The organism is Pontibacter litorisediminis (genome assembly GCF_029360645.1).
In the GTDB taxonomy this organism is placed as follows: Bacteria; Bacteroidota; Bacteroidia; order Cytophagales; family Hymenobacteraceae; genus Pontibacter; species Pontibacter litorisediminis.
The window spans coordinates 874,507-901,031 of sequence record NZ_JARDUA010000001.1; the positions used below are offsets into that span (position 1 = coordinate 874,507).

Annotated in this window: 20 protein-coding genes; 15 read left to right on the forward strand and 5 right to left on the reverse strand. The window is 55.5% G+C overall.

Going from position 1 to position 26,525, the window contains the following annotated elements:
• Positions 1-36: 36 nt before the first annotated feature.
• Both PXG97_RS03760 and PXG97_RS03765 read right to left on the reverse strand, forming a co-directional pair.
• Complete coding sequence (locus PXG97_RS03760; protein ID WP_276496380.1) at positions 37-1,065, reverse strand: FecR family protein; 1,029 nt, start codon at positions 1,063-1,065, stop codon at positions 37-39.
• A gap of 203 nt (positions 1,066-1,268) precedes the next feature.
• A complete protein-coding gene (locus PXG97_RS03765) occupies positions 1,269-4,091 on the reverse strand; it encodes a DUF4961 domain-containing protein (RefSeq protein WP_276496381.1) in 2,823 nt (940 codons plus the stop codon).
• Positions 4,092-4,457: 366 nt separating this feature from the next.
• Between PXG97_RS03765 and PXG97_RS03770 the strand changes: the two genes are divergently transcribed.
• The 5 genes from PXG97_RS03770 (at position 4,458) to PXG97_RS03790 (ending at position 9,331) form a co-directional block, all read left to right on the forward strand.
• A complete protein-coding gene (locus PXG97_RS03770; RefSeq protein WP_276496382.1) occupies positions 4,458-5,948 on the forward strand; it encodes a PAS domain-containing sensor histidine kinase in 1,491 nt (496 codons plus the stop codon).
• A complete protein-coding gene (locus PXG97_RS03775; RefSeq protein ID WP_276496383.1) occupies positions 5,941-6,336 on the forward strand; it encodes a response regulator in 396 nt (131 codons plus the stop codon). Before PXG97_RS03770 ends, PXG97_RS03775 begins: the two co-directional genes overlap by 8 nt.
• 66 nt (positions 6,337-6,402) lie before the next feature.
• On the forward strand, positions 6,403-7,527 hold the full coding sequence (locus PXG97_RS03780) for a sensor histidine kinase (protein WP_276496384.1): 1,125 nt from the start codon (positions 6,403-6,405) through the stop codon (positions 7,525-7,527).
• Between the two features lie 252 nt (positions 7,528-7,779).
• Positions 7,780-8,178 (forward strand): response regulator, encoded by a 399-nt coding sequence (locus PXG97_RS03785; protein WP_276496385.1) that lies wholly within the window; start codon positions 7,780-7,782, stop codon positions 8,176-8,178.
• Between the two features lie 100 nt (positions 8,179-8,278).
• A complete protein-coding gene (locus tag PXG97_RS03790; protein WP_276496386.1) occupies positions 8,279-9,331 on the forward strand; it encodes an FUSC family protein in 1,053 nt (350 codons plus the stop codon).
• Here PXG97_RS03790 and PXG97_RS03795 read toward each other — a convergent pair.
• Positions 9,328-11,643 carry a GH92 family glycosyl hydrolase gene (locus tag PXG97_RS03795; protein WP_276496387.1) on the reverse strand — a complete coding sequence of 772 codons (2,316 nt, stop codon included), beginning with the start codon at positions 11,641-11,643 and terminating at the stop codon, positions 9,328-9,330. The two genes, PXG97_RS03790 and PXG97_RS03795, sit on opposite strands and share 4 nt — an antisense overlap.
• 177 nt (positions 11,644-11,820) lie before the next feature.
• On the opposite strand from PXG97_RS03795, the gene namA reads away from it, so the two are divergent.
• The 4 genes from namA (at position 11,821) to PXG97_RS03815 (ending at position 16,401) form a co-directional block, all read left to right on the forward strand.
• Positions 11,821-12,894, forward strand: a complete 1,074-nt coding sequence (namA, locus tag PXG97_RS03800) for an NADPH dehydrogenase NamA (RefSeq protein ID WP_276496388.1) — start codon at positions 11,821-11,823, stop codon at positions 12,892-12,894.
• 54 nt (positions 12,895-12,948) lie between these two features.
• Positions 12,949-13,236 carry a GNAT family N-acetyltransferase gene (locus tag PXG97_RS03805; protein ID WP_276496389.1) on the forward strand — a complete coding sequence of 96 codons (288 nt, stop codon included), beginning with the start codon at positions 12,949-12,951 and terminating at the stop codon, positions 13,234-13,236.
• 120 nt (positions 13,237-13,356) lie between these two features.
• Complete coding sequence (locus PXG97_RS03810; RefSeq protein ID WP_276496390.1) at positions 13,357-15,003, forward strand: M1 family metallopeptidase; 1,647 nt, start codon at positions 13,357-13,359, stop codon at positions 15,001-15,003.
• A gap of 168 nt (positions 15,004-15,171) precedes the next feature.
• Entirely contained in the window at positions 15,172-16,401 is a 1,230-nt protein-coding gene (locus tag PXG97_RS03815) for a metal-dependent hydrolase family protein (RefSeq protein WP_276496888.1), read from the forward strand.
• Here PXG97_RS03815 and PXG97_RS03820 read toward each other — a convergent pair.
• Positions 16,398-17,315 (reverse strand): mechanosensitive ion channel family protein, encoded by a 918-nt coding sequence (locus PXG97_RS03820; protein ID WP_276496391.1) that lies wholly within the window; start codon positions 17,313-17,315, stop codon positions 16,398-16,400. The two genes, PXG97_RS03815 and PXG97_RS03820, sit on opposite strands and share 4 nt — an antisense overlap.
• A 296-nt stretch (positions 17,316-17,611) precedes the next feature.
• On the opposite strand from PXG97_RS03820, the gene PXG97_RS03825 reads away from it, so the two are divergent.
• The 5 genes from PXG97_RS03825 to PXG97_RS03845 all read left to right on the forward strand — a co-directional run bounded on the left by PXG97_RS03825 (position 17,612) and on the right by PXG97_RS03845 (position 25,313).
• Positions 17,612-18,430: an RNA polymerase sigma factor gene (locus tag PXG97_RS03825; protein WP_276496392.1), complete on the forward strand. Its 819-nt coding sequence runs from the start codon at positions 17,612-17,614 to the stop codon at positions 18,428-18,430.
• A gap of 165 nt (positions 18,431-18,595) precedes the next feature.
• A complete protein-coding gene (locus PXG97_RS03830) occupies positions 18,596-19,636 on the forward strand; it encodes an aldose epimerase family protein (RefSeq protein ID WP_276496393.1) in 1,041 nt (346 codons plus the stop codon).
• 172 nt (positions 19,637-19,808) lie between these two features.
• Positions 19,809-21,218, forward strand: coding sequence for a sugar MFS transporter (locus PXG97_RS03835; protein WP_276496394.1), 1,410 nt, complete (start codon positions 19,809-19,811; stop codon positions 21,216-21,218).
• A gap of 190 nt (positions 21,219-21,408) precedes the next feature.
• A complete protein-coding gene (locus PXG97_RS03840) occupies positions 21,409-23,703 on the forward strand; it encodes a patatin-like phospholipase family protein (protein ID WP_276496395.1) in 2,295 nt (764 codons plus the stop codon).
• 197 nt (positions 23,704-23,900) lie between these two features.
• On the forward strand, positions 23,901-25,313 hold the full coding sequence (locus PXG97_RS03845) for an MBL fold metallo-hydrolase (protein ID WP_276496396.1): 1,413 nt from the start codon (positions 23,901-23,903) through the stop codon (positions 25,311-25,313).
• Positions 25,314-25,407: 94 nt separating this feature from the next.
• Here the strand turns inward: PXG97_RS03845 and PXG97_RS03850 are convergent, their stop codons facing one another.
• Positions 25,408-25,983 carry a helix-turn-helix domain-containing protein gene (locus PXG97_RS03850; RefSeq protein WP_276496397.1) on the reverse strand — a complete coding sequence of 192 codons (576 nt, stop codon included), beginning with the start codon at positions 25,981-25,983 and terminating at the stop codon, positions 25,408-25,410.
• A gap of 133 nt (positions 25,984-26,116) precedes the next feature.
• Between PXG97_RS03850 and PXG97_RS03855 the strand changes: the two genes are divergently transcribed.
• The gene (locus PXG97_RS03855; protein WP_276496398.1) at positions 26,117-26,524 is read left to right on the forward strand and encodes a hypothetical protein; all 408 of its coding nucleotides are present in this window, start codon (positions 26,117-26,119) and stop codon (positions 26,522-26,524) included.
• The last annotated feature ends 1 nt before the right edge of the window (position 26,525 follow it).

A 26,525-nucleotide genomic window follows, 5' to 3' on the forward strand; every position in this document is an offset into this window, starting at 1 on the left:
TTGTAGTTTTTTTACGCATAGGAATTTAGTTAATAATTAGTTAGAGCTTATAGTGATGCTTTCGCGTTGTATTTGCACTTCTACCTGCAGCGTTTCCGAGACGGTAGAAAGTATATGGCTTGGCGTGTTACTATCCAGGTAAGCGGTGATGCGCTGTTGCTTCAGAGCCGGGTCCGTGATGGTAACAGAGTACCCGTAGCTGTGCTGCAGCATCTGGCCCACTTCCTCCAGCGTTATGTTTTCCAGTGCCAGGCCCGTGTTCTTCCAGGCGGTGTAGAGTGCCGGATTTACCTTCTTTTTGATGATGTCCTTCTCCTCCGTCACCTCTACCAGCTCGCCAGGCTGCATTTCCAGCTGCTGCTCCTCTCCTTCGCCCGGCACACGGAGGCGCACCTTGCCTCTCTCAAGTATAACCTGCTGCTGGTTGCCCTTGCTGGAGACGCTGAACTCCGTGCCCAGCACCTCTACCGCCAGTCCGTCGGCTGTCTTCACAACAAATTTCTGGTTGTTGTGCTTGTGCGTGACCGAGAAAAATGCGTGTCCCTCTAACTGCACGATGCGTTCCTTATCCTTTGCCCATTTGGCCGGTATGGTGAGCCTGGAGTTGTTGTTGAGCACCACGGTGGAGCTATCGGGCAAGCGCAGGTGCATGCGCTCCCCGGCGGCAGTGGCGTACGTGATGGTTTTTTCCTGCTGCAGGAACAGTAGGAAACTGCAGACAAAAAGCAACGCCACGGCGGCGGCCCAAAGCAGGGCGTATTTTTGGGGACCGGCAGGTTTCAACGCCACTACAACGGCAGATTCTTCCCCCTCTTCAGCGTCGCGCTGGCGGGCGGCAGTGAGCTGTTCCCATACTTCATCCAGCGCGGTGTCTGCGGCGGGCCAGGGGTCCTCCGACAGGCACTGCACCAGCTCACGGGCCTCTTTAACAGCTGCGCGCTGCCAGGGGTGCTCCTGCAAAAAAGCACCCCACAAGGCATCCGTCGCTTCTGTAGGCTGCTGCACCCATTGGATGAAGTCTTCATCCGCAGCAAAGTCAGAAGCCCTATAATTTTGATACTTCATTTTGTTTATCAGAATAGCACAGGGTACAGTGCCTGCTCACTAACTACTATAGAGGCTTCCGCTCTTTTTTATCCCTCCTACATCAGAAATATTTTTTCATAAAAAAAGGAAGTATGGATCCGGTGAGATTTCCCGGATCCATACTTCCTCTGACACGATGCAGCGGCGCTAAGCTTTTCCTCCGCTATACTTACGCGTGGGGCCTATTCGGCCACCTTCACCAACTTCTGCACGTGCCGCTTTTCGCCGGTCGTCACCTGCAGGTAGTACAAACCATTGGCAATGCGGGGCAGGCTTACCTGCTGCTGCAGCACCTCCTGTGTCTTGTTTATCGATTGGCGGTAGATGATGCGGCCTGTCACGTCCTGCACCTGCAACTGTACCTGGCCGCGGTAAGCGTTTTCCAGGTAAAGCGTGGTGGTGCCGGCAACCGGGTTTGGGTATACTTTTATACTTGTGCCGGCAGCCAGCTCATCTTCTGCCGAAAGTATAATGCGCGACCACGGCAGCAGGTTGGCTTCGGGCGCCTCCAGCCGCTGGGTGGTGAAGAGCCTGAACTCGCCCGGGGCCAGCAGTATCTCTTTATTCGGATCGCTAATAACCAGTTCATCCCCGGTAAAGTAGTCGTACCAGGTGCCGGCAGCCGGAAAGCCCGCCGGCGGCATCTGCTGCTTCACGTCAAAGTTGCCGATCAGGAACACATCCGTCTCTTCCCCATGCAGTATGATCCGTTTCACGATGTTTTTTAAGTCGAGCGTAAAATCTTCGGTGGCGAATGCCGGCTGGGATGTTTTGAGCTTAATCAACTCAGCGTATACCTGGAAGAGCTTGGCACGCTCCGGCTCATTCTGGTAGCCCCAGCGCAGGGGCTTGTTGCCGGTGCGACCGTTGTCGTCGATAGAGACATCATATCCTAGCTCGCCAAACTGCCAGATCATTTTAGGGCCAGGGATGGCCAAGCCGAAAGCCGCCGCCAGTTTCGCCCGGTTCAGGGCAGTGGTCAGGTCGCGGGTGTTGTAGCTGCCCGATGCTTTGCCGTTTTGCCTCACGTCAAACAGGAAGCGCTCCTCATCGTGGCTCTCCAGGTACCCGACCACACGCGGCTCCCCCCACTCCCGCTCCTGGTAAGACAGCCACTGTGGGTTCGCGTTGGTGCCTTTGCCCAGCTGGCGGAAATCATGGTTGGCGTTGCCCCAGAAAAGCATGCCGTAGTTGGCCAGCTCCTTCTCCTCTGTGTTGTCGGCAAAATGCTCCAGAATCACGTAGGCCGTTTCGTCCAGCGCGCGTATCTCGTCGTAAATGCGCTTCCAGGTGGCCACGCGGGCGGCGTCATAAGCGCTCCAGGCATTCACGTTTTCGCCAGTGTTTCTTTGGGTGAAGCCTTTGGAGAGGTCAAAGCGGAAACCGTCTACCTTGTACTCCTTCAGCCAATGCCCCGTCACGCGCTGCACCAGGGCCTTGGTGGCCGGCTGCTCGTGGTTGAAGTCGAAGAACACATTGAACGGATGGGTAGCCACCGGGTTGAAGTAGGGGCTATTGGCTGCTGGCCTATCGTTGTCTTCGTCCCAGTACAGCTTCACGTACGGGAACTCAAAATCAGCCTGGTTCAGCACCACATCAAGTATAACGGCGATGCCTGCCGCATGCGCCGCGTCGATAAAGGCCTTCAGGTCTTCCTCCGTGCCGTAGGCTTTGTCCGGGGCCAGGTAGAAAGTAGGGTTATAGCCCCACGACTCGTTTCCGGTAAACTCCATGACCGGCATCAGCTGGATAGCATTAATTCCCAGCTTCTTGAAGTAACTCAGGGTGTCGGTGAGCGTCTTATAGTTGCGGGTCTCCACAAAGTCACGCACCAGCAGTTCGTAAATCACCAGTTGCTCCACAGCTGGGCGCTCAAAGCCTTCTACCTGCCAACTATACTCGGGCTGCGCCGTCTGCAGCACCGATACAATGCCGTTGGCCCCTTCCGGGTAAGCTTTCAGGTTTGGGTAAGCGGTATTGGTCAGGTAGCGATCGTACTCCGGGTCCAGGGCCTTTTCCGCATAAGGATCGGCTACAGCCAGGATGCCATCCACCAGGAACTGGTAAGCCACCTCTTCCCCTGCCGGGAGCCCTGTCAGGCGCAGCCAGTAGCGCGCGCCGTCCAGGGTCCGGTTCATCAGGTGCTCCTGCGTTGGCTGCCAAGCGTTAAACTCCCCGATCACATACACATTTTCCTTTTGCGGCGCGTAGAGCACCAGCACCACTTCATCCTCATCTATGTAATTAATGCCATCTACCATGCCGGCGGGCAGCGCCGCCACAGCAGGGGTCGGTTTGATCATGTACTCGAACACATCCGAAGCGCTTTCCTCCTCCGCGCTAGCCTCTATGGTAACCCGGTGGCGCAGCCCCTTGTTTGCACCGGTGCGGATGGTATGGCTCAATTTCTCGCCGGCTGCCACGCGCTTTACTTCCAGGCCGTCGTGCAGCAGGCGCAGCTCCGCTGCCTCAGAGGCAACAACCTCCACCTGCAGGGCGCTGTTGGCTTCTGCAAAGAAGAACTCCTGCATAGGCTGCACAAATGACACCTTCAGTACATCTTCGTAAACCCGAAGGACAATGTCTTCGGTTTGGGCGCTGCCGCTGCCGTTTTTAAGCAACAGGCCTAATTTATAGATGGATTTGTCGGCGGGCACACCGAAGTACGTACGCGGCTCGAGTGTGATTTGCCATTTGTCGTTGCCCAGTGGCGTCATTTTCCCGGGCTCAAAGGGGGCGCTCCAGTTTGTCTGGCCAGCCGGTTGGTACTCAAAGGCTCCCCCATCGGCGGTGGTGCCAGCGCCAGACCATAAGTATACGTCGTTCGTTTTCCCCAGCAGGCCTTTGGAACGGCTATCCTTCGACTTGGTCAGGTCAAAGGTAATCGTAACCGGCTTGTCCGCCGTCGGGAAGGCCGGATCGGTGGTGACCACCTGCGCCTGCGCCTGCCCCGCGAGCAGCAAAAAGAACAGTAGTAAAAATTGAGGAGGGGTAAAAAGCTTCATACGCAATAGTTTTAAAGGTCGGTGCCGCCACGGTCCGGGCTAGCTTCAGCCGAAGCGCCCATTGTAACCAAGGTAAGCAAACCTATCATAACAAAAGGTGAAATAATGCCACAACAAGACCGCGGCTACTTTTAGAAAGGCCTTTGGCTTGGCTGCAAAGCGACGTAATACGCTAGGATCGTTTCGTTTAAGAGGCAATGGCCGTGCCCGTAGGGTCTAAAATTTATTTCCATCCTATAAAATTAGAAATCTTCTGTATATTAGTGCGATTATTTTGTATTGCCGGCACTCCTTGCGCTACAGCAAGCTCAGGAAGGGTACGCAGGCAGCACCGAATGCTTTAAACCAACCACAAAACCCATACGCTTGCAACCTCCTGTTCTACAAGAAGCTACGCAGAGCCATTCGCGGGAATTCTACCGTGCCCTGGTCGGCAATAGCATTGACTTGGTCTCTGTTCTGGATGCGGAGGGTACCTATACCTTTGTGGGCGATTCCGTAACGGGTGTGCTGGGTTATACCCCTGATGAGCTGTTGGGCGTAAACGTCATGACACTGGTGCACCCCGAGGATCTGGCAAGCATACAGGCAGCTTTGGAAGAACTGCTGAACCTTAAAAACGTCGTGGTCCCTCCTTTCCGGTTCAGGCATAAAGACGGGGAGTGGCATTGGCTGGAGTGCTCCTGCAAGAATATGCTGCATGATGAGCACGTGCGGGGCATCCTTACCAGTTCCCGCGATATAACGGCTGCTGTTCAGCTGGCCTATGACCACGATTATCACCAGGCGTACTACCGCTCCCTGTTTTTTCAGCACCCCGATACGGTTTTTACCCTAGACCTGAACGGGGAGTTTAAGAAAGTGAACCGCCATGTGCAAGAGCTGACAGGTTATACCAGTCAGGAACTGCTGGGCCAGCCCTATACCCGGATGCTGCACCCCGACTCCTTGAAAATAGCTGACAGGGCAATGAAGAAGGTCTGGTCTGGCAAAGCCCATACCGAAGAGGTGTGCATGGTTAACAAAGCCGGGGAAACCAGAAATGTGAGTGTTTCTGTGATGCCAGTATACTTTCGGGGAGAGATTCTTGGGGCACAGGGTATAGCCAAGGACATCACGGAGGCTGTGAAATCGCAGAAGCTCGTTATTAAACTGGCCGATGACCTGTACAAGCACAACCTGGATCTGCAGCAGTTCACTTACATGATCTCGCACAACCTGCGTGCCCCGGTAGCCAATGCCTTGGGGCTTGTGCAGTTGGTAAGGAAGCTACCAAAGGATACGGCGAATTACGATGCCGCTGTGGAGAAGCTGCATACCTCGGTGGAGCAGCTGGACACGGTGGTGAAGGATATTAGCCAGGTACTGTCGCTGCGCGAAAGCGGGCGGATATCAGAAAGGGAGACGGTGTACCTCAGTAAAGTATGCCAGCAGGTGCTGGAGCAGTTCCAGGGCGAGACAGAGCTGAAGGCGGCACAGGTAAAGGTAGAGATTGACCCGAGCTTTAGGCTGCAATCGATCAGCTCACATCTTTACAGCATCCTGTACAACCTGGTCTCTAACAGCCTGAAGTATAAATCCAGCTACCGGCAGCTGGAGCTTACCATTCGGGCAGAGCGCGACAACCGTGGCTATGTGCTGACTGTAAGCGACAACGGCTCCGGCATGGACATGCACCTGGTGCAGCACCAGTTGTTCCAGCTTTACAAGCGCTTCCACCCCAACACCTATGGCAAAGGCATCGGCTTGTTTCTGGTAAAGACCCAGGTGCAGGCGCTTGGCGGAAAAATAGAAGTTGAGAGTGCCCCGGACCAGGGCACCACATTCAAGATATACTTAGGAGCAAGACATGTATAACAAGGTTTTCATAGTAGACGATGACGAAGTGAGCATTTTTCTGACGGAAGCAATTCTGGAGGCAGAAAGCTTTGCTACCGAGTGTAAGGGCTTTCAGGATGCTAAGGCCGCCTTGCAAAACTTACTAGAGAGTGCCAAGGACAGCCCGGAGGCCCTGCCAGAGGTGATTTTCCTGGACCTGAACATGCCGTTCCTGAGCGGCTGGGACTTCATAGAGGCCCTCTCGCCTTATGAGGAGGACCTGAAGGGCCGTTGCCGCATCTACATCCTCACCTCCTCGGTGGATGAGCAGGAGCGCAGGCGGGCCCATGGCAACAGCCTGGTGGCCGGTTTTCTGCAAAAGCCCCTGGAGGATGAGTGGCTCCTGCAGCTAAAGAAAAGCAGCTGATACCGCATCATGCGAATCAGCTTACCACACCTATTACCACGACCCTATTTACAAACTTAACACCCGATGAACAACGTTACATCTCCTATCCAGAGCAGCCCTGGCCTCGAGTCGATGAGGCTGGAGCGACTCAACCGCCTCCTGTTCAACAATTACCCGGACGCGATTTACACGATCTGTATGGACAACAAGTTCCATACCGTGAACCAGACCGTTTGCCAGGTGCTGCAAAAATCACGGGAGGAGCTGATCGGACAGAGCTACCGCCAGTTTATACACCCGGAGCACTGGGACGAGTCGCTTCATTATTTTAAGGCCGCCAGGCAGGGCCAGCCGCAGCGCTACCACACCGTGGTGCTCAACGAGAGCGGTCTGCCTGTTTTCCTGGATGTCACAAACTTCCCTCTGAAAGTAAACGGGGAGATGGTCGGCATCTTTGGCGTTGCCAAAGACATCACCGAGCAGAAGGAGCGCGAGCAGGCGCTGCTGCGCACCTCCCAGGAGCTACAGCGCCAGAACGAGGAACTGGAGCTGTTCCGCAAGATCATCGCCCACGACTTCCGCAGCCCGATAGCCCGCCTGCTGGGACTGGGCAAGCTGCTGCAGAAAGACAACCTGCCCGAGAAGACGCAGCAAACGGCTATTGGCGCCCTGCTGCAGTCGGCCCAACAACTCGACGGCATGGTACGTGACCTAAACCAGATGCTGACGCTGCACCACCAGGGCGACGAGCCGCGGGAACTGTGCGATGTGGAGGAGCTTGTGCAGCTTTGCGTGGCGAACATACAGCAGGAAATCAGCACTGCCGGCGCCACCATAACATTGGCTGGCTCAGAGAGTATGCAACTCTTCACGGTGAAGGCCTTTTTGCTGAGCATCATCCAAAACCTGCTCTCAAACGCTATCAAATACAGGCAGCCGGAGCGGCCCCTGCAAGTGAAGGTGTCGCTGGAGCAGAAGGACGAGGAGGCGGTGATCTCCGTGGCCGACAATGGCAGCGGCATGGACCTGGAACAGGTTGGCCCTTCGCTGTTTAAGATGTATAAGCGCTTCCACCATGGCATAGACGGAAAAGGCCTGGGACTGTACCTGGTAAAAGAGCAGGTAAGGCTGCTGAGAGGCCGCATCGAGGTAGAGAGCACCCCCGGGGTAGGTACAACGTTTACCGTAAGGCTGCCTATGTTTCTATAGTTTACCCTACCCTTCCCATTTATACTTTTCTTAGGCCCTGAGCAGTAGCGCCCCCGTGCGCTTAGCGCTAGCTAAAATTACGTATCCCCTCACTAATCAAAATCATTCTTACTACATGGAACACGGCCCTTTTGCGTAAGCCAAAAGGCCGATGCCGCATACTTTAGGCTCACACAGGATAAAAAGGAATTTTTCTCCAAATGATACTTTATAGGCATTGGCTCGGCACTTCAGAGGTAAACGCAAAAACCTATGTTCAAGCATGTGTGTATCATTGATGACGATGAGGTCAGCACTTTCCTGACTTATGAGATGCTCATCGCGGAACGCTTCGCCCAGAAGTATGAGACTTTCCTGAACCCATCCGAGGCCTTAAACTGCCTTCTGCCCCGCCTGCAGCAAAAGCAGCTGGATGGTTTGCCTGACGTCATATTTCTGGACCTGAACATGCCGTACATGGATGGCTGGAAGTTCCTGGACAACTTAGCGCCGTTTGCCTCGCAACTGAAGTCTTGCTGCCGGATCTACATTCTCACCTCCTCGGTAGATATGCTGGAAATAAAGCGCGCCCAAGGGTACGATTTTCTATCCGGTTTCCTGCAGAAGCCGCTGGAGGATAAAATGATCAAGCGTATACTGGAGCGGCCCTGAAGTATACTTCTGAAACGGTTTACACGCGTGCCAATTGTTCCTACCTTTGCGGCGGTGGCACCTGCTGGAACTTTAGCGGCTGCCACCTGTAAAGCAAGACATGCCCAAAGCCACAGACTTCTTTGCCCGCATCGGGCTTACCCTTCAAATCGTGAAGACGGCGCTGGCCGCAGCCGTGTCGTGGCTGGTGGCCACCATGGTGCTGGGCTCAGAGTACCCGTTTTTTGCACCGCTGGCAGCCATACTTACGGTGCAGGTGACGGTGGCCGACTCAGTGGAGAAAGCCACCCAGCGTATCATCGGCATCATCGGCGGTGTGGCCGTGAGCTTGCTCATCGGGCATTGGCTCAGCATCAGCACCTTCTCCATTTTCCTGGTTATACTGGTGGGGATGGGGATCTCCAAAGCACTGCGCATGAACCCCCAGATCGTCTCGCAGGTGGCGGTGAGCTCTTTTCTGGTGCTGGCCTTTGGCTTGCAGGAAGAGGGCTATGCGGTGGAGCGGGTGGTAGAGACGCTGATGGGCTCGGTGGTGGCCGTGCTGATTAACGCGCTGATCGTGCCGCAGAACGCCCTTCCGGAAGTGGAAAACAGCATGCTCGCCGTGGGTGAGCAGGGCACAAAGACGCTCCAGATCTTGGCCTCGCAACTGCGGCAGACGGAGAAAGGGCAACTGGTGGGCCGCCAGGAAACGGATGCACTGATCGCTGCCGCCGAGCAAAGTATGAAATCGCTGCAGCTGGCCGAGCAGAGTCTGAAGTATAACCCCTTCCTGACGCACAAACGTACCCGCCTGAGCCGCCTGGCCATTGGGGTGAAGCGGCTGGAGCACATCACCACCCAGATCCGGGGCATTCGCCGCGGCATCGCCGACCTGAACTCTGCCCGCATATTTGAAACGGACCTGCAGGACACGCAGGCGCTGCAAAAAGCCATGGAGGCCACAGCCGCCTGCATTACCTTGTTCAGCCATACAATAGTGGGACCTGAGAAGCGGCACCGCCCTGCGCTGCTGGCCAGCATCCGCGAAGCCGAGAAGCTGCAGAACCAGTGCCTCGACACGCTCCGCAACATCAACACCAACCGCACCCTGCGCGATGTGGGCAGCATCCTCACCGACCTGAACCGTATCCTGGCCGAGGCGGCACGCTAAGGCATGCTCACCTGCTTCTTGTTAGGCTTTGCGCCCATATAAAAAGTAAGCTCGCCGCCACTTGTCAGGTCGGAATGCGTCAGGTAGCTGCGGTTTAATGGTTTACCGTTCAGCTCCATCTTCTGCACATACACGTTCTTGTCGCTCTGGTTTTTGGTGCGGATGGCAAAGGTCTTTCCGTTCTCCAGGTGTATGCTTGCCTCCTTGATGGCCGGGCTGCCAATGGCATACTGCTCAGAGCCTGGCGCCACCGGGTAAAAGCCCAGCGTGCTGAAGAGGTACCAGGCGCTCATCTGTCCGCAGTCGTCGTTACCGCCCAGGCCATCCACCGTCGGCTTATACATGGCCTTCAGGATCATGCGTACCCGTTCCTGTGTTTTCCAGGGCGCGTCGGTCCAATTGTAGAGGTAGGCCACGTGGTGCGACGGCTCGTTGCCATGCACGTAGTTACCGATGATGCCTTCCCGGCTGATGTCCTCGGTATTGGCAAAGTACTTGTCCGGCAGCTCCATGGTAAAGAGCGAGTCGAGGTGCTGCACGAAGCGCTGCTTGCCGCCCATCATGCTGATCATCTGGGCCGGGTCGTGCGGCACGTACAGGCTGTAGTTCCAGGAGTTGCCCTCGATAAAGCCCTGCCCGTGCGTGTCCAGCGGGTCAAATTCCTTTTTCCAGGTGCCGTCGCTGAGCTTGGGGCGCATGTAGCCGGTGCGGGCATCGTATACATTCTTGTAGTTCTGCGCCCGCTGCATAAACTCCTCGTATACATCCTGCCTGTTCAGCTTCTTCGCCATTTGGGCAATGCACCAGTCGTCGTAGGCATACTCCAGCGTTTTGGATACCGATGATCCGTTTTTATCCTCTGGCACGTAGCCCATGTCCATGTAGTAGCCCAGGCCGTCGTAGTAGCGGGTGCGGGCGGTGGCCACGCAGGCCTCCAAAGCTCGCTCCTCATCAAAATCAGCGTTCCCTTTCATCACGGCGTCTGTGATCACCGGCACGCTATGGTAGCCGATCATGCACCAGTTTTCGTTGGCGTGGTGCGACCACACGGGCAGCATTTTGTGCACGCTCTGGTCGTAGTGGGCCAGCATGCTTTTCACCATGTCGGCGTTGCGCTTGGGCTGCACGATATTGAAGAACGGGTGCAGCGCCCGGTAGGTGTCCCACAGCGAGAAGGTGGTGTAGTTGGTGAAGCCATCGGCCTGGTGGATGTTCTGGTCCAGCCCGCGGTACTTGCCGTCCACGTCCATGTAAGTAGTCGGGCCGAGGAAGGTATGGTACATGGCGGTGTAGAAGTTCACCAGCTCATTCTGATACAGGGCCTTTACCTGTATCTTGTTCAGTTCCTGGTTCCAGAGCGTCTGGCTCTGCTGCTTTACCTGCTCAAAGTCCCAGCCGGGTACTTCAGCCTGCATGTTGGCCAGGGCCCCTTCCGTGCTTACCGGAGAGAGCGCAAACTTCACCTGCAGCTTCTCCCCTGCCTGCACATCAAAATCAAAATAAGCACGCAGTTTGGTGCCGGCAAACTCCGGGAAATCCTTGGTCTGGTCGAACTTGCGCCAGAAGCCTTTGTATACCTGCGGCTCTGAAAAATCCTTATTCCCGTAGCTCTTGATCGGCTTGCTGAAGGACATGGCAAAGTATACCGTGCGGGTGCGGGCCCAGCCGTTGGTCTGTCGATAGCCGGTCACCAGCGTGTCATTCTCCACGCGCACAAAGGTCCATACGTTTTTGCCGTTGTAGTTATAGATGCCGTGCATCAGGTCCAAGATCAGGTGCGCCTCCTCGGTCTTCGGGAAAGTATACTGGTGCATGCCCACGCGGTTGGTGGCCGTGAGTTCGGCGGTGATGTTGTGGTCGTCGAGCTTTACCCTGTAATAGCCCGCTTCGGCTTTCTCATTTTGGTGGGAGAAGGCCGAGCGGTAACCGCTCTCCGGTTTGTCTTCGGTGCCCGGGTTCAGCTGCAGCTTGCCGGTGGTGGGCATCAGCAAAAAGTCGCCTAAGTCGGAGTGGCCGGTGCCGCTGAAGTGGGTATGGCTGAAGCCGACAATGGTCAGGTCGTCGTATTGGTAGCCCGCGCAGTATTTATAGACATCCTTGTTATACTTGCCATCCACCGCATACGGAATCGTGTCGGTGTCCGGGCTCAGCTGCACCATGCCGAAGGGCACCGTGGCTCCAGGGTAGGTATGGCCCATCTTGGCCGTGCCGATCATCGGGTTTACATACTTTACCAAATCCTGTGCGCTTTTGGATTGGGCCAGTGTTAACAACGGAAAAAGGAAGAGCGATGCCAGAAGTGTTTTTTTCATACGTTAGCGATTGCAGTACAAGAGAGCGAAACGTTAAATATAAAATATACTTTTATAAACTCCACTTCTACATCGCAAAAGCTCACCAGCGTTAATGCCCAGACAAGTCAACCCAAAACCTTCTAAAGTGGTATCTGTTAACCTAAGTCTGATTTTTAAAAACATAGATTTATCATCATGTCCATACTTTTCTCCCCGCTCACGATCCGCAGCATCACCTTTCAAAACCGCATTGCCGTGTCGCCGATGTGCATGTACAGCAGCCAGGATGGCTTTGCCACCGACTGGCACCTGGTGCACCTGGGCAGCCGTGCCGTGGGTGGCGCCGGATTGATAATAGCAGAGGCCACGGCCGTGGTGCCCGAAGGCCGCATTACCCCGCACGACCTGGGCATCTGGAAGGATGAACACATTGAGAGATTGCAGCGCATCACAAAGTTCATCTCCGAGCAGGGTTCTGTGCCGGGCATACAGTTGGCCCATGCCGGGCGCAAAGCCAGCCACCACAGGCCGTGGGACGGAGGGGCAGCCATACTTCCGGAGGAGGATAGCGGCTGGCAAACCGTGGCTCCCAGCGCCATTCCGTTCTCGGAGGAGAGCCCTGTGCCACACGAACTGACGCTGCAGGAAATCGAAGACTTCAAAGATGCTTTTGAGGCCGCTGCCATCCGCTCGCTGAAGGCAGGATTTAAAGTGATCGAGATACATGCCGCACACGGCTACCTGCTGCACGAATTCTACTCCCCCATCAGCAACCAGCGCACCGACAAGTATGGAGGCACGTTCGAGAACCGCATCCGGCTGCTGCTGGAGGTAACAGAGCGCGTGCGCCAAGTATGGCCAGAGGAGCTGCCGCTGCTGGTGCGCATCTCCGCCACCGACTGGACCGAAGGCGGCTGGACCGGCGACGACTCCGTGGACTTGGCCAAAGAACTGAAAAAGCTGGGCATAGACCTGGTCGACTGCTCTACCGGCGGTAATGTGCCTCGTGCGGCCATTCCGGTTGCCCCTAACTACCAGGTGCCGTACGCGGAGCAGGTAAAGCAGCAGGCAGGTATCCTAACGGGTGCTGTAGGCATGATCACAGAGGCAAGGCAGGCAGAGGAGATACTGGAAAACAAGCAGGCGGATATGATCATACTAGCCCGTGAGCTGCTCCGCGACCCGTACTTCCCGATGCACGCCGCACTTGAATTGGGTGATCAGCACCAATGGCCACCACAGTATGAAAGGGCTAAACCTCGTCAGTAGGCTCAACATGCTTCCAAAGCACACGTAATGTATAACACATCAACTTAGAATAACATGAGCGTTAACATAATTCACGACGAGGATGACTTCCGTTTTTACATGCCTTTTGAAGGGGATGAAGAAGCGGAGCTCACCTACACCTATACCGAAGACCAGATCATGGACTTCGACCATACGTTTGTGCCCGACAGCCAGCGCGGCAAAGGATTGGCAGGAAAACTGGTAAAGGAGGGCCTGGAGTTTGCCAAATCGAACAATTATAAAATCATTCCCTCGTGCCCGGTAGTGGAGGCTTATATAGAGCGCTACCCCGAGTACAAGGACATGGTGCACCCGGTGTAATGCAGAAATTGCACCGGCAATGTTGCCGAACATCTTAAATCAGCTATCTTAGCTACTGCATCCTGCTTGATCTTATATGAGGCAGGATGTTTTTTTAGCTGATCACCTTAAGAACAACCTATGAAGAAATCTCCTTTATTCCGCATGCTGGCTTTGGGCGGTATACTTTGCCTGGGCACTGCTACTGCAGAGGCGCAGGAATATACCCGCCAAGATACGCTGCGCGGCAGCATCACGCCCGAACGCGCCTGGTGGGACCTCACCTTCTACCACCTTAACGTGGCCGTGAACCCGCAGGACAGCAGCTTGCAGGGCAGCAATACCATTCGCTATAAAGTGCTGGAGCCGCAGCAGCGCATGCAGGTGGACCTGCAGCCTCCTATGCGCATCCAGCGGGTAACGCAGAACGGCAAAGAGCTACAGGTACAGCAGGACGGCAATGCCTGGTTTGTGCAGCTGCAGGAGCCACAGCAAGTGGGCCAGGAGAAAGAGGTTGAAGTATACTTTGGCGGTAAACCACAGGTCAGCGTAAACCCGCCCTGGAGTGGCGGCATCACCTGGGCCCGGGACGCCAACGGCAATCCCTGGATAGCCAACTCAAACCAGGGCGACGGCGCCAGCCTCTGGTGGCCCAACAAGGACCACATGTACGACGAGCCGGACAGCATGCGCATCAGCGTACGGGCGCCGAAAGGCCTCATGGACGTAAGCAACGGCCGCCTGAAGACCGTGCAGGAGCATGCGGACGGCAGCAAGACCTACACCTGGTATGTGGCCAACCCGATCAACAATTATGGCGTGAACTTGAGCGTTGGCGATTACGCCCACTTCTCAGACACTTTTCTGGGCGAGAAGGGCAAGCTGGACCTTAACTTTTACCCGCTAAGCTATAACCTCGAAAAGGCTAAAAAGCAGTTTACGCAAACGCACCAGATGCTGCAGGCCTTCGAGCACTGGTTCGGCCCCTACCCTTTTTATGAGGACGGCTTCAAGCTGGTGGAGGTGCCCTACCTGGGCATGGAGCACCAGAGCGCCGTAACCTACGGCAACGGGTATCAAAATGGCTACCGGGGCCGCGACCTGAGCGGCACGGGCTGGGGACTGAAGTTCGACTTCATCATCATACACGAGGCCGGGCACGAATGGTTTGCCAACAACATCACTTACAAGGATGCCGCCGACATGTGGATCCACGAGAGCTTCACCAACTACTCCGAGTCGCTTTTCCTGGATTACCACTACGGCACCAAGGCGGCCAACGAGTACGTGATCGGGCTGCGCAACATCATCCAGAGTGACAAGCCGATTATTGGCGTATACAATGTGAACAAAGAAGGTTCCGGGGATATGTACCCGAAAGGGGCCAACATGCTGCACAACCTGCGTCAGATCACAAACAACGACGAAAAGTGGCGCAGCATCCTCCGCGGCCTGAACCAGGAATTCTACCACCAGACAGTAACCACGCAGCAGATCGAGAACTACCTGAGCCAGCACATCGGCCGCGACCTGACGCCGGTGTTCGACCAGTATTTGCGCGATGTGCGCATTCCCGCCCTGGAGTATAAACTGAACGGCAAAAAACTGCAGTACCGCTGGACCAATGCAGTAGACAACTTCAACATGCCGGTAAAAGTGTACCTGAACGGGAAAGAGCAGTGGCTGGAGCCAACCACCCAGTGGCAGGGGCTGAAGGTAAAGAAAGGAACCAAGCTGCAGGTAGACCCGAACTTCTACGTGACGGAGCAGAACCTGACGGCCGCTTAGGCGTGCTTCCATTGTAAACTTAAAACACCGCCCGCTCTGGCAGGGCGGTGTTTTTTCTTTGCCTCCGCCTCCCACACAGGGCCAAATTTTCACAAATCAATATATTTATACTTTGTCACCTCACACGAACCGAACATGAAACGGATCTTTATACTTACCGCCGTGCTTATGTGCTGCTTCTTCCAGGATCTGCAGGCCCAGGACACCTACACCCTCCTGAAGCCAGACCGCATATTCGATGGTGAGGAGATGCACGAAAACTGGCAGGTACTGGTGAAGAACAACAAGGTAGAAGCTGTGGGAAGACAGTTGCAGGCACCGGCAGGGACGCTTGTGCGGGCCTTACCAGGTATGACCTTGTTACCCGGGCTGATTGAGGGGCATAGCCACCTGCTGCTACACCCCTACAACGAAACGCCCTGGAACGACCAGGTCTTGCGCGAATCGCGGGCGGAGCGGGTAGCCCGCGCCACCGTGCATGCACAGCGGACCCTGCTGGCGGGGTTCACCACCGTTCGCGACCTCGGCTCGGAAGGCGCAGGCTTTGACGATGTGGGACTGAAACAGGCCATAGAGAAGGGCGCCATTCCCGGCCCCCGGATGCTGGTAGCCACCAAGGCCCTGGTTGCCACCGGCAGCTATGGCCCTAAAGAGCTTAGCTACGATATCGAGGCTCCCATCGGGGCGGCCGTGGCCGACGGGCTGGAAGGGGTGACGCGGGAGGTGCGCGATCAGATAGGCCATGGCGCCGACCTCATCAAAGTATACGCGGATTACCGCTGGGGGCTAAACGGGGAGGCATCCCCGACCTATACCCTGGCAGAGTTGCAGCAGATTGTGGAGGTGGCCAGCAGCAGCGGCCGCCCGGTAGTAGCGCACGCCTCTACCCCTGAAGGCATGCGCCGCGCCATACTGGCCGGGGTCTCCACCATTGAGCACGGCGATGGGGCCACCCCCGAGATCCTGCGGCTCATGAAAAAGCACAAGGTAGCCCTGTGCCCCACCCTGGCCGCCGGCGACGCCATTGCGCAGTACCGCGGCTGGCGCAAAGGCCAGGAGCCGGAGCCAGCGCGCATCCGGCAGAAACGTGAGTCTTTTAAAGCGGCGCTGGAGGCGGGCGTTACCATATGCATGGGCGGTGATGTGGGGGTATTCGCCCACGGCGACAATGCCCGGGAACTAGAACTCATGGTCAGTTATGGCATGGAGCCAAAGCAGGCGTTGCGCTCCGCCACATCGGTAAACGCAGACGTTTTTGGCCTCAAGGACAAAGTTGGGCGGATCAGGCCCGGGCTGCTGGCTGACCTCATTGCCGTTCCCGGAGACCCCTCTAAAGAAATTCAGCAGCTGCGGGAGGTGAAGTTCGTCATGAAGGACGGCAAGGTGTACAAGGATTAGACCTGCTTCGGGAACGGCTCCTGCCCTTCCTCCCCGCGGTAAAAGCGGGTGGCTGGCAGGGCAAAGTGGATGTCGGGCGTGGCCATAAACTTGGTGAGCACATCCTCCCATATTAGGTGAACGCTCTGGCGCCGGCGCAGCACGCTGCACACATAGCGCATCGTTAGCTCAATGCCATTTTCCTGCACGCGGGTGTACAGGCGCGGCTCCAGGTTATCGTAAAAAATCAAGTGCTGCTGCGATTGCCGCCTCACCTGCTCCCGCGCTGCCTCCGTCAGTTGCTCGGCATGCTCGTGCATCACCTCGTACAAGATGCCTTTCGCCTTCTGCCAGTTGCTCTCGAACGTAATGCGCACGGGCACCTCCTCCCAGATAAACGGAAAGCCGAAGTTATAATTGGACTGAGGCTCGGTAAACACCCGCATGTTCGGGATGTTCACCACACGGCCGGTAGCCTGGTCGGCCTTTACCCAGCCCTGAATCTCGTTCAGCGTGAACTGGAACAACCGCACATCGATTACGTCCCCCACATGGTCGCCCACCTGAATCCGGTCGCCGATATGGAAAGGGCGCTTCCAGATGATAAACACCCAGCCCGCCATGTTCAGCACAGGCTCGCGCAGCGCCAGCACCAAACCAGCCGACAACAGCCCCAAAAAGGTGGCAATGGACCGAAAGCCGTCGAACCAGATATAGGAAAGACAGATAAGGCCAAGTACGGTAATGATGTAGTTGGCAGCCTTACGCCACTGGTATTTTTTCCGTATATCCCCTTTTTGCCTGTTAACGAAACGCTGCAGGAACAGGCTCAACAGCCAAAGCACGAGCAGAGTGGCCAGGGAGTAAAGCAGCTTGCTGTAGAACTCCGGGGTGAATCCGGTGTGGGATGAGAGCCAATAGGTAACCTTGCGCATGAACTATCCTTTTAAAATCTATACTACGGAGCTCAGCCTCTAATAAGTTTACCTCCTGCCGCTTCTGTCCAAATTCCTGTTGGCACGGCTGCTTCTGAAAAAAATGAGTGAGTACTACAATACCAGTAAAAAAAGAGGATGTTGCCGCCAAAGCTCATAACTAGCAGTGGCACAGATCATAAGCTTTAACACTGTTTAAACAGCAATTTCTGTACAACAAAATACCGTTTTTATTGTATACTAATATTTCTAAATTTGGGTAATTCTGAAATTGCGTGAATTCATACCTGGCGTTCATGCGCGGAGACCAGGGACAAAAACTCATTTGGGCAAAACAACAGGATGCCACCTTTCGCCAATCAGAAGATACTGCTACGCCCCAGGCCGGTTCGGGCAAGCCGGCAGCGCTTGGGGAAGCAGTGCAGCAGGGCAGTATAAAATCGGTTCGCATGGAAGAGCTGGAAGTATGGAATAGGTTTAGGGATGGCAGTGAGGCGGATTTTACCCTCTTATACAGGCGCTATGCACCGGTAATGCTACGCTATGGGCAACGCCTTACCTCAGACCCTGATCTGGTGAAGGATAGCATACAGCAGGTTTTCTTCCAGGTTTGGAAGAGCAGGCTGAACCTCTCCACCCCTCCAAACGTGCGTAATTACTTACTTAAGGCATTCCGTTGCGAACTGGGCAAAAAAGCCACGTTCAATAGCAAGCACGAGTCTCTCTCTGATGATGCACAGGCAGGCCTGGAGGCTTCGCATGAAGCGGAACTCATCAAAGTGCAGTCGCTGGAAATAGACCGGCAGAAAGTGCACCTGCTGCTCTCAAGGCTTCCGGAGCGGCAGCGCGAGGTAATCTTCCTCAAATATTACACGGGCCTGCAATACGACGAGATTTCCGACGTCATGGGCATCGACCAGAAGTCGGTGTACAAACTCACGTATAAGGCCATCGATAAACTGCACAAGCTGTTTCACGGCAGAGATCAGGAGGAAACGTCTCTGCGCAAACGTGTGCGCGGCCTGGCCAACAGCCTGAGCCCCACCGCACAGGACCAGCAGGCTGTCCTGGACCCCTTGGCTGGCACAGGCCCCCTCATACTTGGCTTTGACTAAAGCTTTTCCTAAATGTGCGCCTGAAGCCTCTCTTTTATTGGCATTCTTGCCGAAACCCGTTAACTTGATTCCCGATTAATTTACTCCGGCAGCTACGCGTAGGCTTGGCAGGCTTGGTTTTGCCTGCTGCTGCGTTTGCTCTGTTCAACGATCGACTTTATACTTATGCACATACAGAAAAAGCCCTTTGGCACCGCCCCGGACGGGCAGCAAGTACAGCTGTACACGTTGTCTAACCGGAATGGCGTAACGGTAAAAATCACCAACTATGGCGCGATCATCACCGCTTTTGTAACACCCGATAAATCCGGGGAAATGGGGGATGTGGTGGCTGGCTTTGAGGAGTTGAGCGGCTACGTACCCAACGAGCCGCACTTTGGCGGCATTGTTGGTCGTTTTGCTAACCGCATTGCCAAAGGCAAGTTCACGCTGGACGGACAGTCCTACAGCGTGACCGTAAACGACGCGCCGCACCACCTGCACGGCGGCAACCAGGGCTTCGACCGGAAGGTGTGGCACGCCGAGGAACTGCCGCAGCAGAACGCCCTGAAACTGACCTACCATAGCCCGGACGGTGAAGAAGGCTACCCCGGTAACCTGACAGCCACGGTGGTGTATACCTTAACAGAAGAAAATGCCCTGCAGATAGACTACAGCGCCACCACCGACAGAGCCACCCCGGTGAACCTGACGAACCACAGCTACTTCAACCTCTCGGCCGGAAACGTGGGGAACGTTTACGGGCACCTCATTCAGATTAACGCGGACAAGTATGTTCCGGTGGATGAGACCTTTATCCCAACCGGTGAGCTGGCAAGCGTGGCGGGCACGCCCATGGACCTAAGGGAGCCGCAGCCTATTGGGAGGCACTTGCCAGAAATAGCGGGCGGCTATGACCATACCTATGTGCTGCACCGCCAGGATGAAAGTATAACCAAGGCGGCAGAAGTGTATGAGCCTATCTCCGGCCGAGTGCTGGAGGTTTACACCACCCAGCCCGGGATACAGTTTTACACCGGCAACTTCCTGGATGGTTCCCTGACCGGCAAAGGCGGCCACAGGTATACCAGGCACTACGCCTTCTGCCTCGAGGCGCAGCACTTCCCGGACTCCCCGAACCAAGCTGGCTTCCCGAATGCTGTGCTCAGGCCAGGAGAATCTTATCAGCAGATCACCGTTTATAAACTATCGGTGAGGCAGGAGTAGCAATTTGTTTTGAAAAGCAGTAAAGACCTGCAACGTCTTTCTAGCGTACTTGCGCTACTGCCCGTTATCCTGCAGAACCATACCAATGAACTAGCAGCGGCTCTTGGCTGCCACAGCACAACGCTTAGCCGCTCATCACACACCAACTAAACGCAAAATTTAAACAACAACTATGGCTGGCTCAACGCACACCAATACACAAACGCCTCCGGCATCGGAGATCACAGAAAATTACAAGGGGCCTCTGGTTACCGTAACCCTGCTCTTCTTCATGTGGGGCTTCATTACCTGCCTCAACGACATTCTCATCCCCAAGCTGCAGCAGGTGTTCACCCTGGAGCTGTGGCAGGCCATGCTCATCCAGACAGCCTTTTTCGGGGCATATTTCTTTGTATCATTGCTGTACTTTATACTTTCCATCACCAAAGGAGACCCTATCCGCAAGATCGGGTATAAGAACGGCATCATAGTAGGCCTGCTGGTGGCAGCCGTGGGATGCGCCCTGTTTTACCCGGCGGCCGACACCCTCAGCTACGGCTTCTTTCTGGGGGCCCTGTTCGTGCTTGCCTCCGGCATCACCATCCTTCAAATCGCCGCTAACCCTTATGTGGCCATACTAGGTCCGGCAGAGGGGGCGGCCAGCCGCCTGAACATGACACAAGCCCTCAACTCGCTGGGTACCACCGTGGCCCCTATCATTGGGGGTTACCTCATCTTTGGCGCTGTGAACGCAATGGACACGGGCGCTGACTCCGTGAAAATGCCATACCTTGGCCTGGCAGCCGCATTACTGGCAATCGCCCTGCTTATCAAGGTCTCGAAGCTGCCAAGCATCCGCAGCACCGACGAGATAGTACCGGGCGCAGGAGCCTTGCAGTATCGTCACCTGGTCCTGGGCATCGTCTGCATCTTTGCTTATGTGGGGGGTGAGGTAGCCATTGGCAGTGCGCTCATCAACTACTTCAGGCTGCCGGAGATCGCCGGCCTGGAGGAGGCAGAGGCTGGTCACTTCCTGGCCTTTTACTGGGGCGGCGCCATGGTGGGCCGTTTCTTCGGGGCCGTAGCCCTGTCCAACACCAAGAACACCGGTGGCAAGTACCTGGTGATAGGCGGCATCGCTGCGGTGGTGTTCGTGTTGCTCTTCCTGGCCTATGGCCTGAATGAGGCGCTTATCGCCCTGGGCCTGATCGCCCTTAACTTTGGCGTGCTGATGCTGGGGAGGTTCATCCCTAGCAGAACGCTCGGCTTCTTTGCCGCCACAGTAGTTGCCTTGTTGCTGATCACCAGCTTTGCCACTGGCCCGGTAGCCATGTGGTCGGTTATCGCTATCGGCCTGTTCAACTCCATCATGTTCCCAACCATTTTTACGCTGGCCATCAAGGGCTTGGGCGTGCACACCAGCCAGGCCTCGTCGCTGCTGGTGATGGCCATTGTGGGGGGCGCCATTATGCCGCCGCTCCAGGGCGCCGTAGCCGACCTGACCGGTAGCCTGCAGATCTCGTTCCTGGTGCCGCTGGTTTGCTACCTGTACATTATGTACTATGGCTTTGCAGGATACAAAATAGCTGACGAAACAATTTAACCGAGGATTTATACTTTACAGAAGCCGACCTAATGCTTTGGGTCGGCTTTTTTATTGCCTTCACTTTAAAAACCATTGGCGCTTTAGTGGCTTTCGCAGAATTGCTTAACTTTCCGGTTTACAGCTTGCTCCATACTAGAAGCCACGCTGTAGAGTTAACAGAGACATCAACCAAAGGATATTATACTTGATGAGGCACTTCCTGCTTCCCCTACTGCTGCTCTTCGCAGCCTTTGCACCTGCGCAGGCATGGGCACAGGCGGGGCCGGAGCGTCCGGCAAAGCGGCCTAAGATAGGGCTGGTGCTGAGTGGCGGCGGGGCAAAAGGCATGGCCCACATCGGGGTGCTGAAGGTGCTGGAAGAAGCCGGCATCCGGCCTGATTACATTACCGGCACCAGCATGGGGAGCCTGGTGGGGGCCTTGTACGCCCTCGGTTACTCCGCCAGCGAAATCGAGCAGATCGCCCTGAGCCAAGACTGGGAGATGCTGTTGAGCAATCAGGTGCCACTGAGCCAGATCGCGATAGAGGAGAAAGAGTACTACAGCCGCTATTTGCTGGAGTTGCCCGTGAACGGCACCAGGATAAGCTTCCCGAGCGGCCTGATAGAGGGTCAGGCGCTGAATAACCTGCTCATCCGGCTTACGCGTGGGGCCCACAGCATACAGGATTTTGAGGACCTGCCGATCCCCTTCGCCTGCGTTGCCACCGACATTGTTACGGGCCGGAAAGTGGTGCTGCAGCGGGGATTTCTGCCAGAGGCACTGCGGGCGAGCATGGCCATCCCTACGGTGTTTACGCCTATCAAGATAGGCGACCACATGCTGGTGGACGGCGGGCTGGTGCAGAACTTCCCTGTGCAGGAGGCGCTGGATATGGGGGCCGATTTTGTGATTGGGGTGAATGTGGGTGGCGGGCTGGAGCCGGAGCAGAAGCTAAAATCCATGATTGACGTGCTGGTACAGGCTACTTTCTTTACGAGTGCCTCCAACCTTGAGAGCGAAAAGAAGAAAACCGACTTTCTGATCGACATCCTCCCTTACCTGGAAAATTATAAGACCAGCAGCTTTACCGATTCCGAAAAGATCATCAAGATTGGGGAGGCCGTGGCCAGGCAGTACGCTGACAGCCTACAGGCGCTGGCGGCATACTTTCAGTCGTTCCCAGAGCCAATGCACCAACCTGCCTTAAGCAACCTGGAAGACTCTGTGATGATCAACCAGGTACTCATCAGCGGGACCAACTCCACCCCCAGGCGCATTCTGCGCCGCCGCCTGCGCCTCCACGAGCATGAGGCCACCACCATCAGCACGATAGAGAACCGCATTGAGATCCTCTACGGCACCGGCCACTTCAACAAGGTGTCTTACGCCATGGTACCCACCGACAGCGGGCATCACCTGCAGGTGAATGTGGAGGAGGCTGCTCAGGGGCTCCTGAAAACAGCCGTATACTACGACTCGGAGAACCGGGCCGGGGCCACGGTTAACTTTACCCGACGTAACCTGCTTTGGCAAGGCTCGCGCTTTGTGGCGGAGGTAGACCTGGGCCAGAACATCCGCAGCGATGTGAACTACCTGAAGTACATGGGCTACCGCTATCACCTCGCCGCCAAGCTGGGCAGCCAGTACTATAAAAACGACCTGGCGTTGTTTAACGGCAGCGGCAGCAAGGTAGCCATCCTGCAACGCAACACTAACATCGGCACCCTGGGCTGGCAAACCACCACCAACAATACCTGGACGCTGGGGCAGCAACTGGAGTATAAACTCTCGCGCCTTTACCCGCAGGTGGCAGGGCAGATTAACCTGGATACCCTTACTGTGGACATCAATACGCTGGAGCAGCTGAAGGTGCGGAACTGGGCCCTCTCCACTTTTTTCCGGCTGAACACGCAGGACCGGCAGGCCTACCCTACCCGCGGCTGGAAAAGCGAGGTGCAGGGGAGCTTCCTCTTCGGCAACAGGTTTACGGTGCGCGCCCGGCCAGACCACCCAATGCCGCAAGAGGGCATGCGCAGTACTCATCTCGACCCATACTTTAAAATTTCGTTGCAGGCGGATGGCGTAGTTCCCCTGAGCCATAAGCTAAGCCTGATGCTGCGCCAGGGCCTGGTGATGTATACCAGCAACGACTTGCCCATTGGGGAGGAGAGTTTGGTTGGCGGCTATACATCCGTTTTACCCAACATGATTGCATACCGTGCGGCTGAGCCCTTTGCCTACGCTGCCGATAACCTGCTTTACTCCGGCATTGGCCTGCAGGCGGAGCTGCGGCGGAAGCTCTACCTGCAGCTTAGCTCCACGGTTCTGAATACCAGCCTGTTGCACGGCTACCGCACCCTGCGTGGCCGGGCTACCCGGCTTGGCTACAGCGCCACCCTGGGCTACCTTACTCCACTCGGTCCTATCACAACAGGTATAGCCCACGAGAGCCACTCCGACTGGCGCGGCTTCCTCAGCCTCGGTTTTAGACTGCCTTGGTAACAGTGGCTTAAGCGACCATAAGGTTATACTGTGTATTAGTTAGTCTTTCAGGCCTCTTCCTGCTTCTGGAGCGACTTCTTTTTTACCTAATCTCCAGCTTTTTAACCTTCCCTCTTTTTAGATTAGTGATCATTATCACTGCGGAAAGCATATATTTTATCGATATTTGTCCTGATTATCAATAGAAGGACCGATCTATGAAAGTAGAACAGATCTATACCGGCTGCCTGGCACAGGGCGCTTACTACATCGAGAGCAGCGGCGAAGCCGCCATCATTGACCCGCTCCGCGAGGTAAGGCCATACATCGAGAAGGCCGCAAAAGACGGCGCGAAAATAAAGTATGTGCTGGAGACGCACTTCCATGCAGACTTCGTATCAGGCCACCTGGATCTGGCGAAGGCTACCGGGGCTCAGATTGTGTTCGGCCCGAATGCACAGCCATCCTTCGAGATGTATAGCGCACAGGATGGTGAGGAGTTAAAAGTAGGAGACGTGACCATTAGGGTGCTGCACACCCCAGGCCACACCATGGAGTCCACTACGTACCTGCTGCTGGATGAGAACGGGAAAGAGCATGCCATTTTCTCCGGCGACACGCTTTTTATCGGGGATGTGGGCCGCCCGGACCTGGCCGCCAAATCAGAGCTGACAAAGGAGCAGCTAGCAGGCTTCCTCTACGACTCGCTCAGAGACAAGATCATGCCCCTGCCGGATGATGTGATCGTTTACCCGGCGCACGGGGCCGGCTCTGCCTGCGGCAAGAATATGAGCAAAGAAACAAGCGACCTGTTAGGCAACCAGAAGAAAACCAACTATGCCTTGCGCGCCGACATGACCAAGGAGGAATTTGTAAAAGAGGTAACAGATGGCCTGCTCCCACCGCCCACCTATTTCCCGCTAAATGTGCAACTGAACCGCGAAGGCTACGCCAGCATGGACGAGGTGATGGCGCAGGGACTGCAGGAACTTACCCCAGAGGTATTTGAGGCTGTCGCCAACGAGACCGGTGCCCTTATCCTGGACACCCGCAAGCCGCAGGACTTTGCCCAAGGTTTTATCCCTAACGCCATTAACATCGGGATAGACGGCGGCTTTGCCCCTTGGGTGGGCGCCTTAATTCCGGACATCAAGCAGCGGATACTGCTTGTAACGGAGGAAGGCCGTGAGGAAGAGGTCGTAACAAGGCTGGCGCGCGTTGGCTACGACCATGCGATCGGGTATCTGAAAGGAGGCGTTGAAGCGTGGAAACAAGCCGGGAAAGAGACGGACAAAATTGCCTCTATACCTGCTACAGAGCTTGCCGAGAAGTTCGGGCAGGACAAGGGAATTTATATCCTGGATGTGCGCAAGCCAGGGGAGTTCGAGGCTGAGCACCTGCAGGCGGCGCATAGCGCCCCCCTCGATTACCTGAACGAGCACCTGGCTGAACTGCCCCACGACAAGACACTGTACATTCACTGCGCCGGTGGCTACCGCTCCATGATCGCCGCCTCTATACTGAGGGCAAGGGGCTACCGCGACCTTGTAGACATACAAGGCGGGTACAAAGCCATTGCGGAGACAAACATGCCGCGCACCAGCTTTGTATGCCCGAGCACCCTGAAATAGAGCCCATACGGTACACGGAAACAAGTATAAAAAAGGAGAGGCAGTGGTTTTGTAGCCACTGCCTCTCCTTTTTTATACTTGTGTTGATGCTACCTTAATCCTGTACCTTGTCCAGCGTTTTACGCTTGTCACTCTTCACTTGCTTAAAGTGGCTGGGGGTAAGGCCGGTAACTTTCTTGAACTGGTTGGAGAGGTGCGCCACGCTGCTGTATCCTAACTCGTAGGCGATTTCCTTCAGGCTTAGCTCATCATACACCAACAGTTCCTTCACCCGCTCTATGCGCTGCAGGATCAGGTACTTTTCAATGGTGATGCCCTCAAAAGAAGAGAAGAGCGAACTGATATAGTTGTAGTCCAGCCCCACTTTTTCCGCAATGTAATCGGATGTGTTCACATGCAGCTCCTGCTCACCGCTTTGGTGCACCAGCTCGATAATGGCCAGTTTCACCTTCTCGATCAGCTGCGTTTTGCGGTCGTCCAGCAGCTCGAAGCCGTTGCTCTCCAGCACCTGCCTTATCTGCTTCATGTCTGCCTCTCCCTCAGCAGCTACCTCCGCCTCGCCAAGCCCCACCTGCAGCACCGTGTAGCCTAGCTTTTGCAGCTCTTCGGCCACCACGCGCTTGCAGCGGTCACAAACCATGTTTTTTATGAGTATCTTTTTTGTTGCCATACTTTTAAGCTAGCGCTCCCGTTTATAATCACCTTCTACCATATTGCAAAGTATAAAAATATGCTGCATCAAATAAAGGTACGGGCCATGTTATGTTTCAAAGTTTTATAGCTTTGCACAGCTAAGACATCCTATGGAACCCCTGACACTACCCGACTACTTAACGGCACGCATGGTCCCCGGGGACTACCTGCTGCACATTACCTGGCTCCGTGGTGTAAGCACCCTGGAGTACCGCGAGGGAATTCGGCTAACCAAGCAAATCCTCCTTGAAAACAACATCAGGTTATGGCTTGTCGATTCCAGGCTGCTGACGCACGTTACCTTCGAGGACCAGCAGTGGATCATGAAAGAGATCGTTCCGCTGCTGCTCGAGAGCAACCTGCAGAAGGTAGCCCGCGTGGTAAAGCCGGATGTGTTCAGCTACATCACGTTTGAGAACATGATGCGAAAGGCGCAGGAATGTTATAACGTACAGGGGCATATGGAGCAGTTCACGACAGTTGAGTCTGCCCTGGCTTGGCTCCACATGAACGATTAAC

Coding starts and splice junctions, on each gene's coding strand:
- PXG97_RS03785 (WP_276496385.1), top strand. CDS start 7,780: ATGTTCAAGCATGTGTGTATCATTGATGACGATGAGGTCAGCACTTTC.
- PXG97_RS03820 (WP_276496391.1), bottom strand. CDS start 17,315: ATGCGCAAGGTTACCTATTGGCTCTCATCCCACACCGGATTCACCCCG.
- PXG97_RS03825 (WP_276496392.1), top strand. CDS start 17,612: ATGCGCGGAGACCAGGGACAAAAACTCATTTGGGCAAAACAACAGGAT.
- PXG97_RS03775 (WP_276496383.1), top strand. CDS start 5,941: ATGTATAACAAGGTTTTCATAGTAGACGATGACGAAGTGAGCATTTTT.
- PXG97_RS03790 (WP_276496386.1), top strand. CDS start 8,279: ATGCCCAAAGCCACAGACTTCTTTGCCCGCATCGGGCTTACCCTTCAA.
- PXG97_RS03830 (WP_276496393.1), top strand. CDS start 18,596: ATGCACATACAGAAAAAGCCCTTTGGCACCGCCCCGGACGGGCAGCAA.
- PXG97_RS03835 (WP_276496394.1), top strand. CDS start 19,809: ATGGCTGGCTCAACGCACACCAATACACAAACGCCTCCGGCATCGGAG.
- namA (WP_276496388.1), top strand. CDS start 11,821: ATGTCCATACTTTTCTCCCCGCTCACGATCCGCAGCATCACCTTTCAA.
- PXG97_RS03810 (WP_276496390.1), top strand. CDS start 13,357: ATGAAGAAATCTCCTTTATTCCGCATGCTGGCTTTGGGCGGTATACTT.
- PXG97_RS03780 (WP_276496384.1), top strand. CDS start 6,403: ATGAACAACGTTACATCTCCTATCCAGAGCAGCCCTGGCCTCGAGTCG.
- PXG97_RS03805 (WP_276496389.1), top strand. CDS start 12,949: ATGAGCGTTAACATAATTCACGACGAGGATGACTTCCGTTTTTACATG.
- PXG97_RS03765 (WP_276496381.1), bottom strand. CDS start 4,091: ATGAAGCTTTTTACCCCTCCTCAATTTTTACTACTGTTCTTTTTGCTG.
- PXG97_RS03815 (WP_276496888.1), top strand. CDS start 15,172: ATGTGCTGCTTCTTCCAGGATCTGCAGGCCCAGGACACCTACACCCTC.
- PXG97_RS03855 (WP_276496398.1), top strand. CDS start 26,117: ATGGAACCCCTGACACTACCCGACTACTTAACGGCACGCATGGTCCCC.
- PXG97_RS03850 (WP_276496397.1), bottom strand. CDS start 25,983: ATGGCAACAAAAAAGATACTCATAAAAAACATGGTTTGTGACCGCTGC.
- PXG97_RS03760 (WP_276496380.1), bottom strand. CDS start 1,065: ATGAAGTATCAAAATTATAGGGCTTCTGACTTTGCTGCGGATGAAGAC.
- PXG97_RS03840 (WP_276496395.1), top strand. CDS start 21,409: ATGAGGCACTTCCTGCTTCCCCTACTGCTGCTCTTCGCAGCCTTTGCA.
- PXG97_RS03795 (WP_276496387.1), bottom strand. CDS start 11,643: ATGAAAAAAACACTTCTGGCATCGCTCTTCCTTTTTCCGTTGTTAACA.
- PXG97_RS03845 (WP_276496396.1), top strand. CDS start 23,901: ATGAAAGTAGAACAGATCTATACCGGCTGCCTGGCACAGGGCGCTTAC.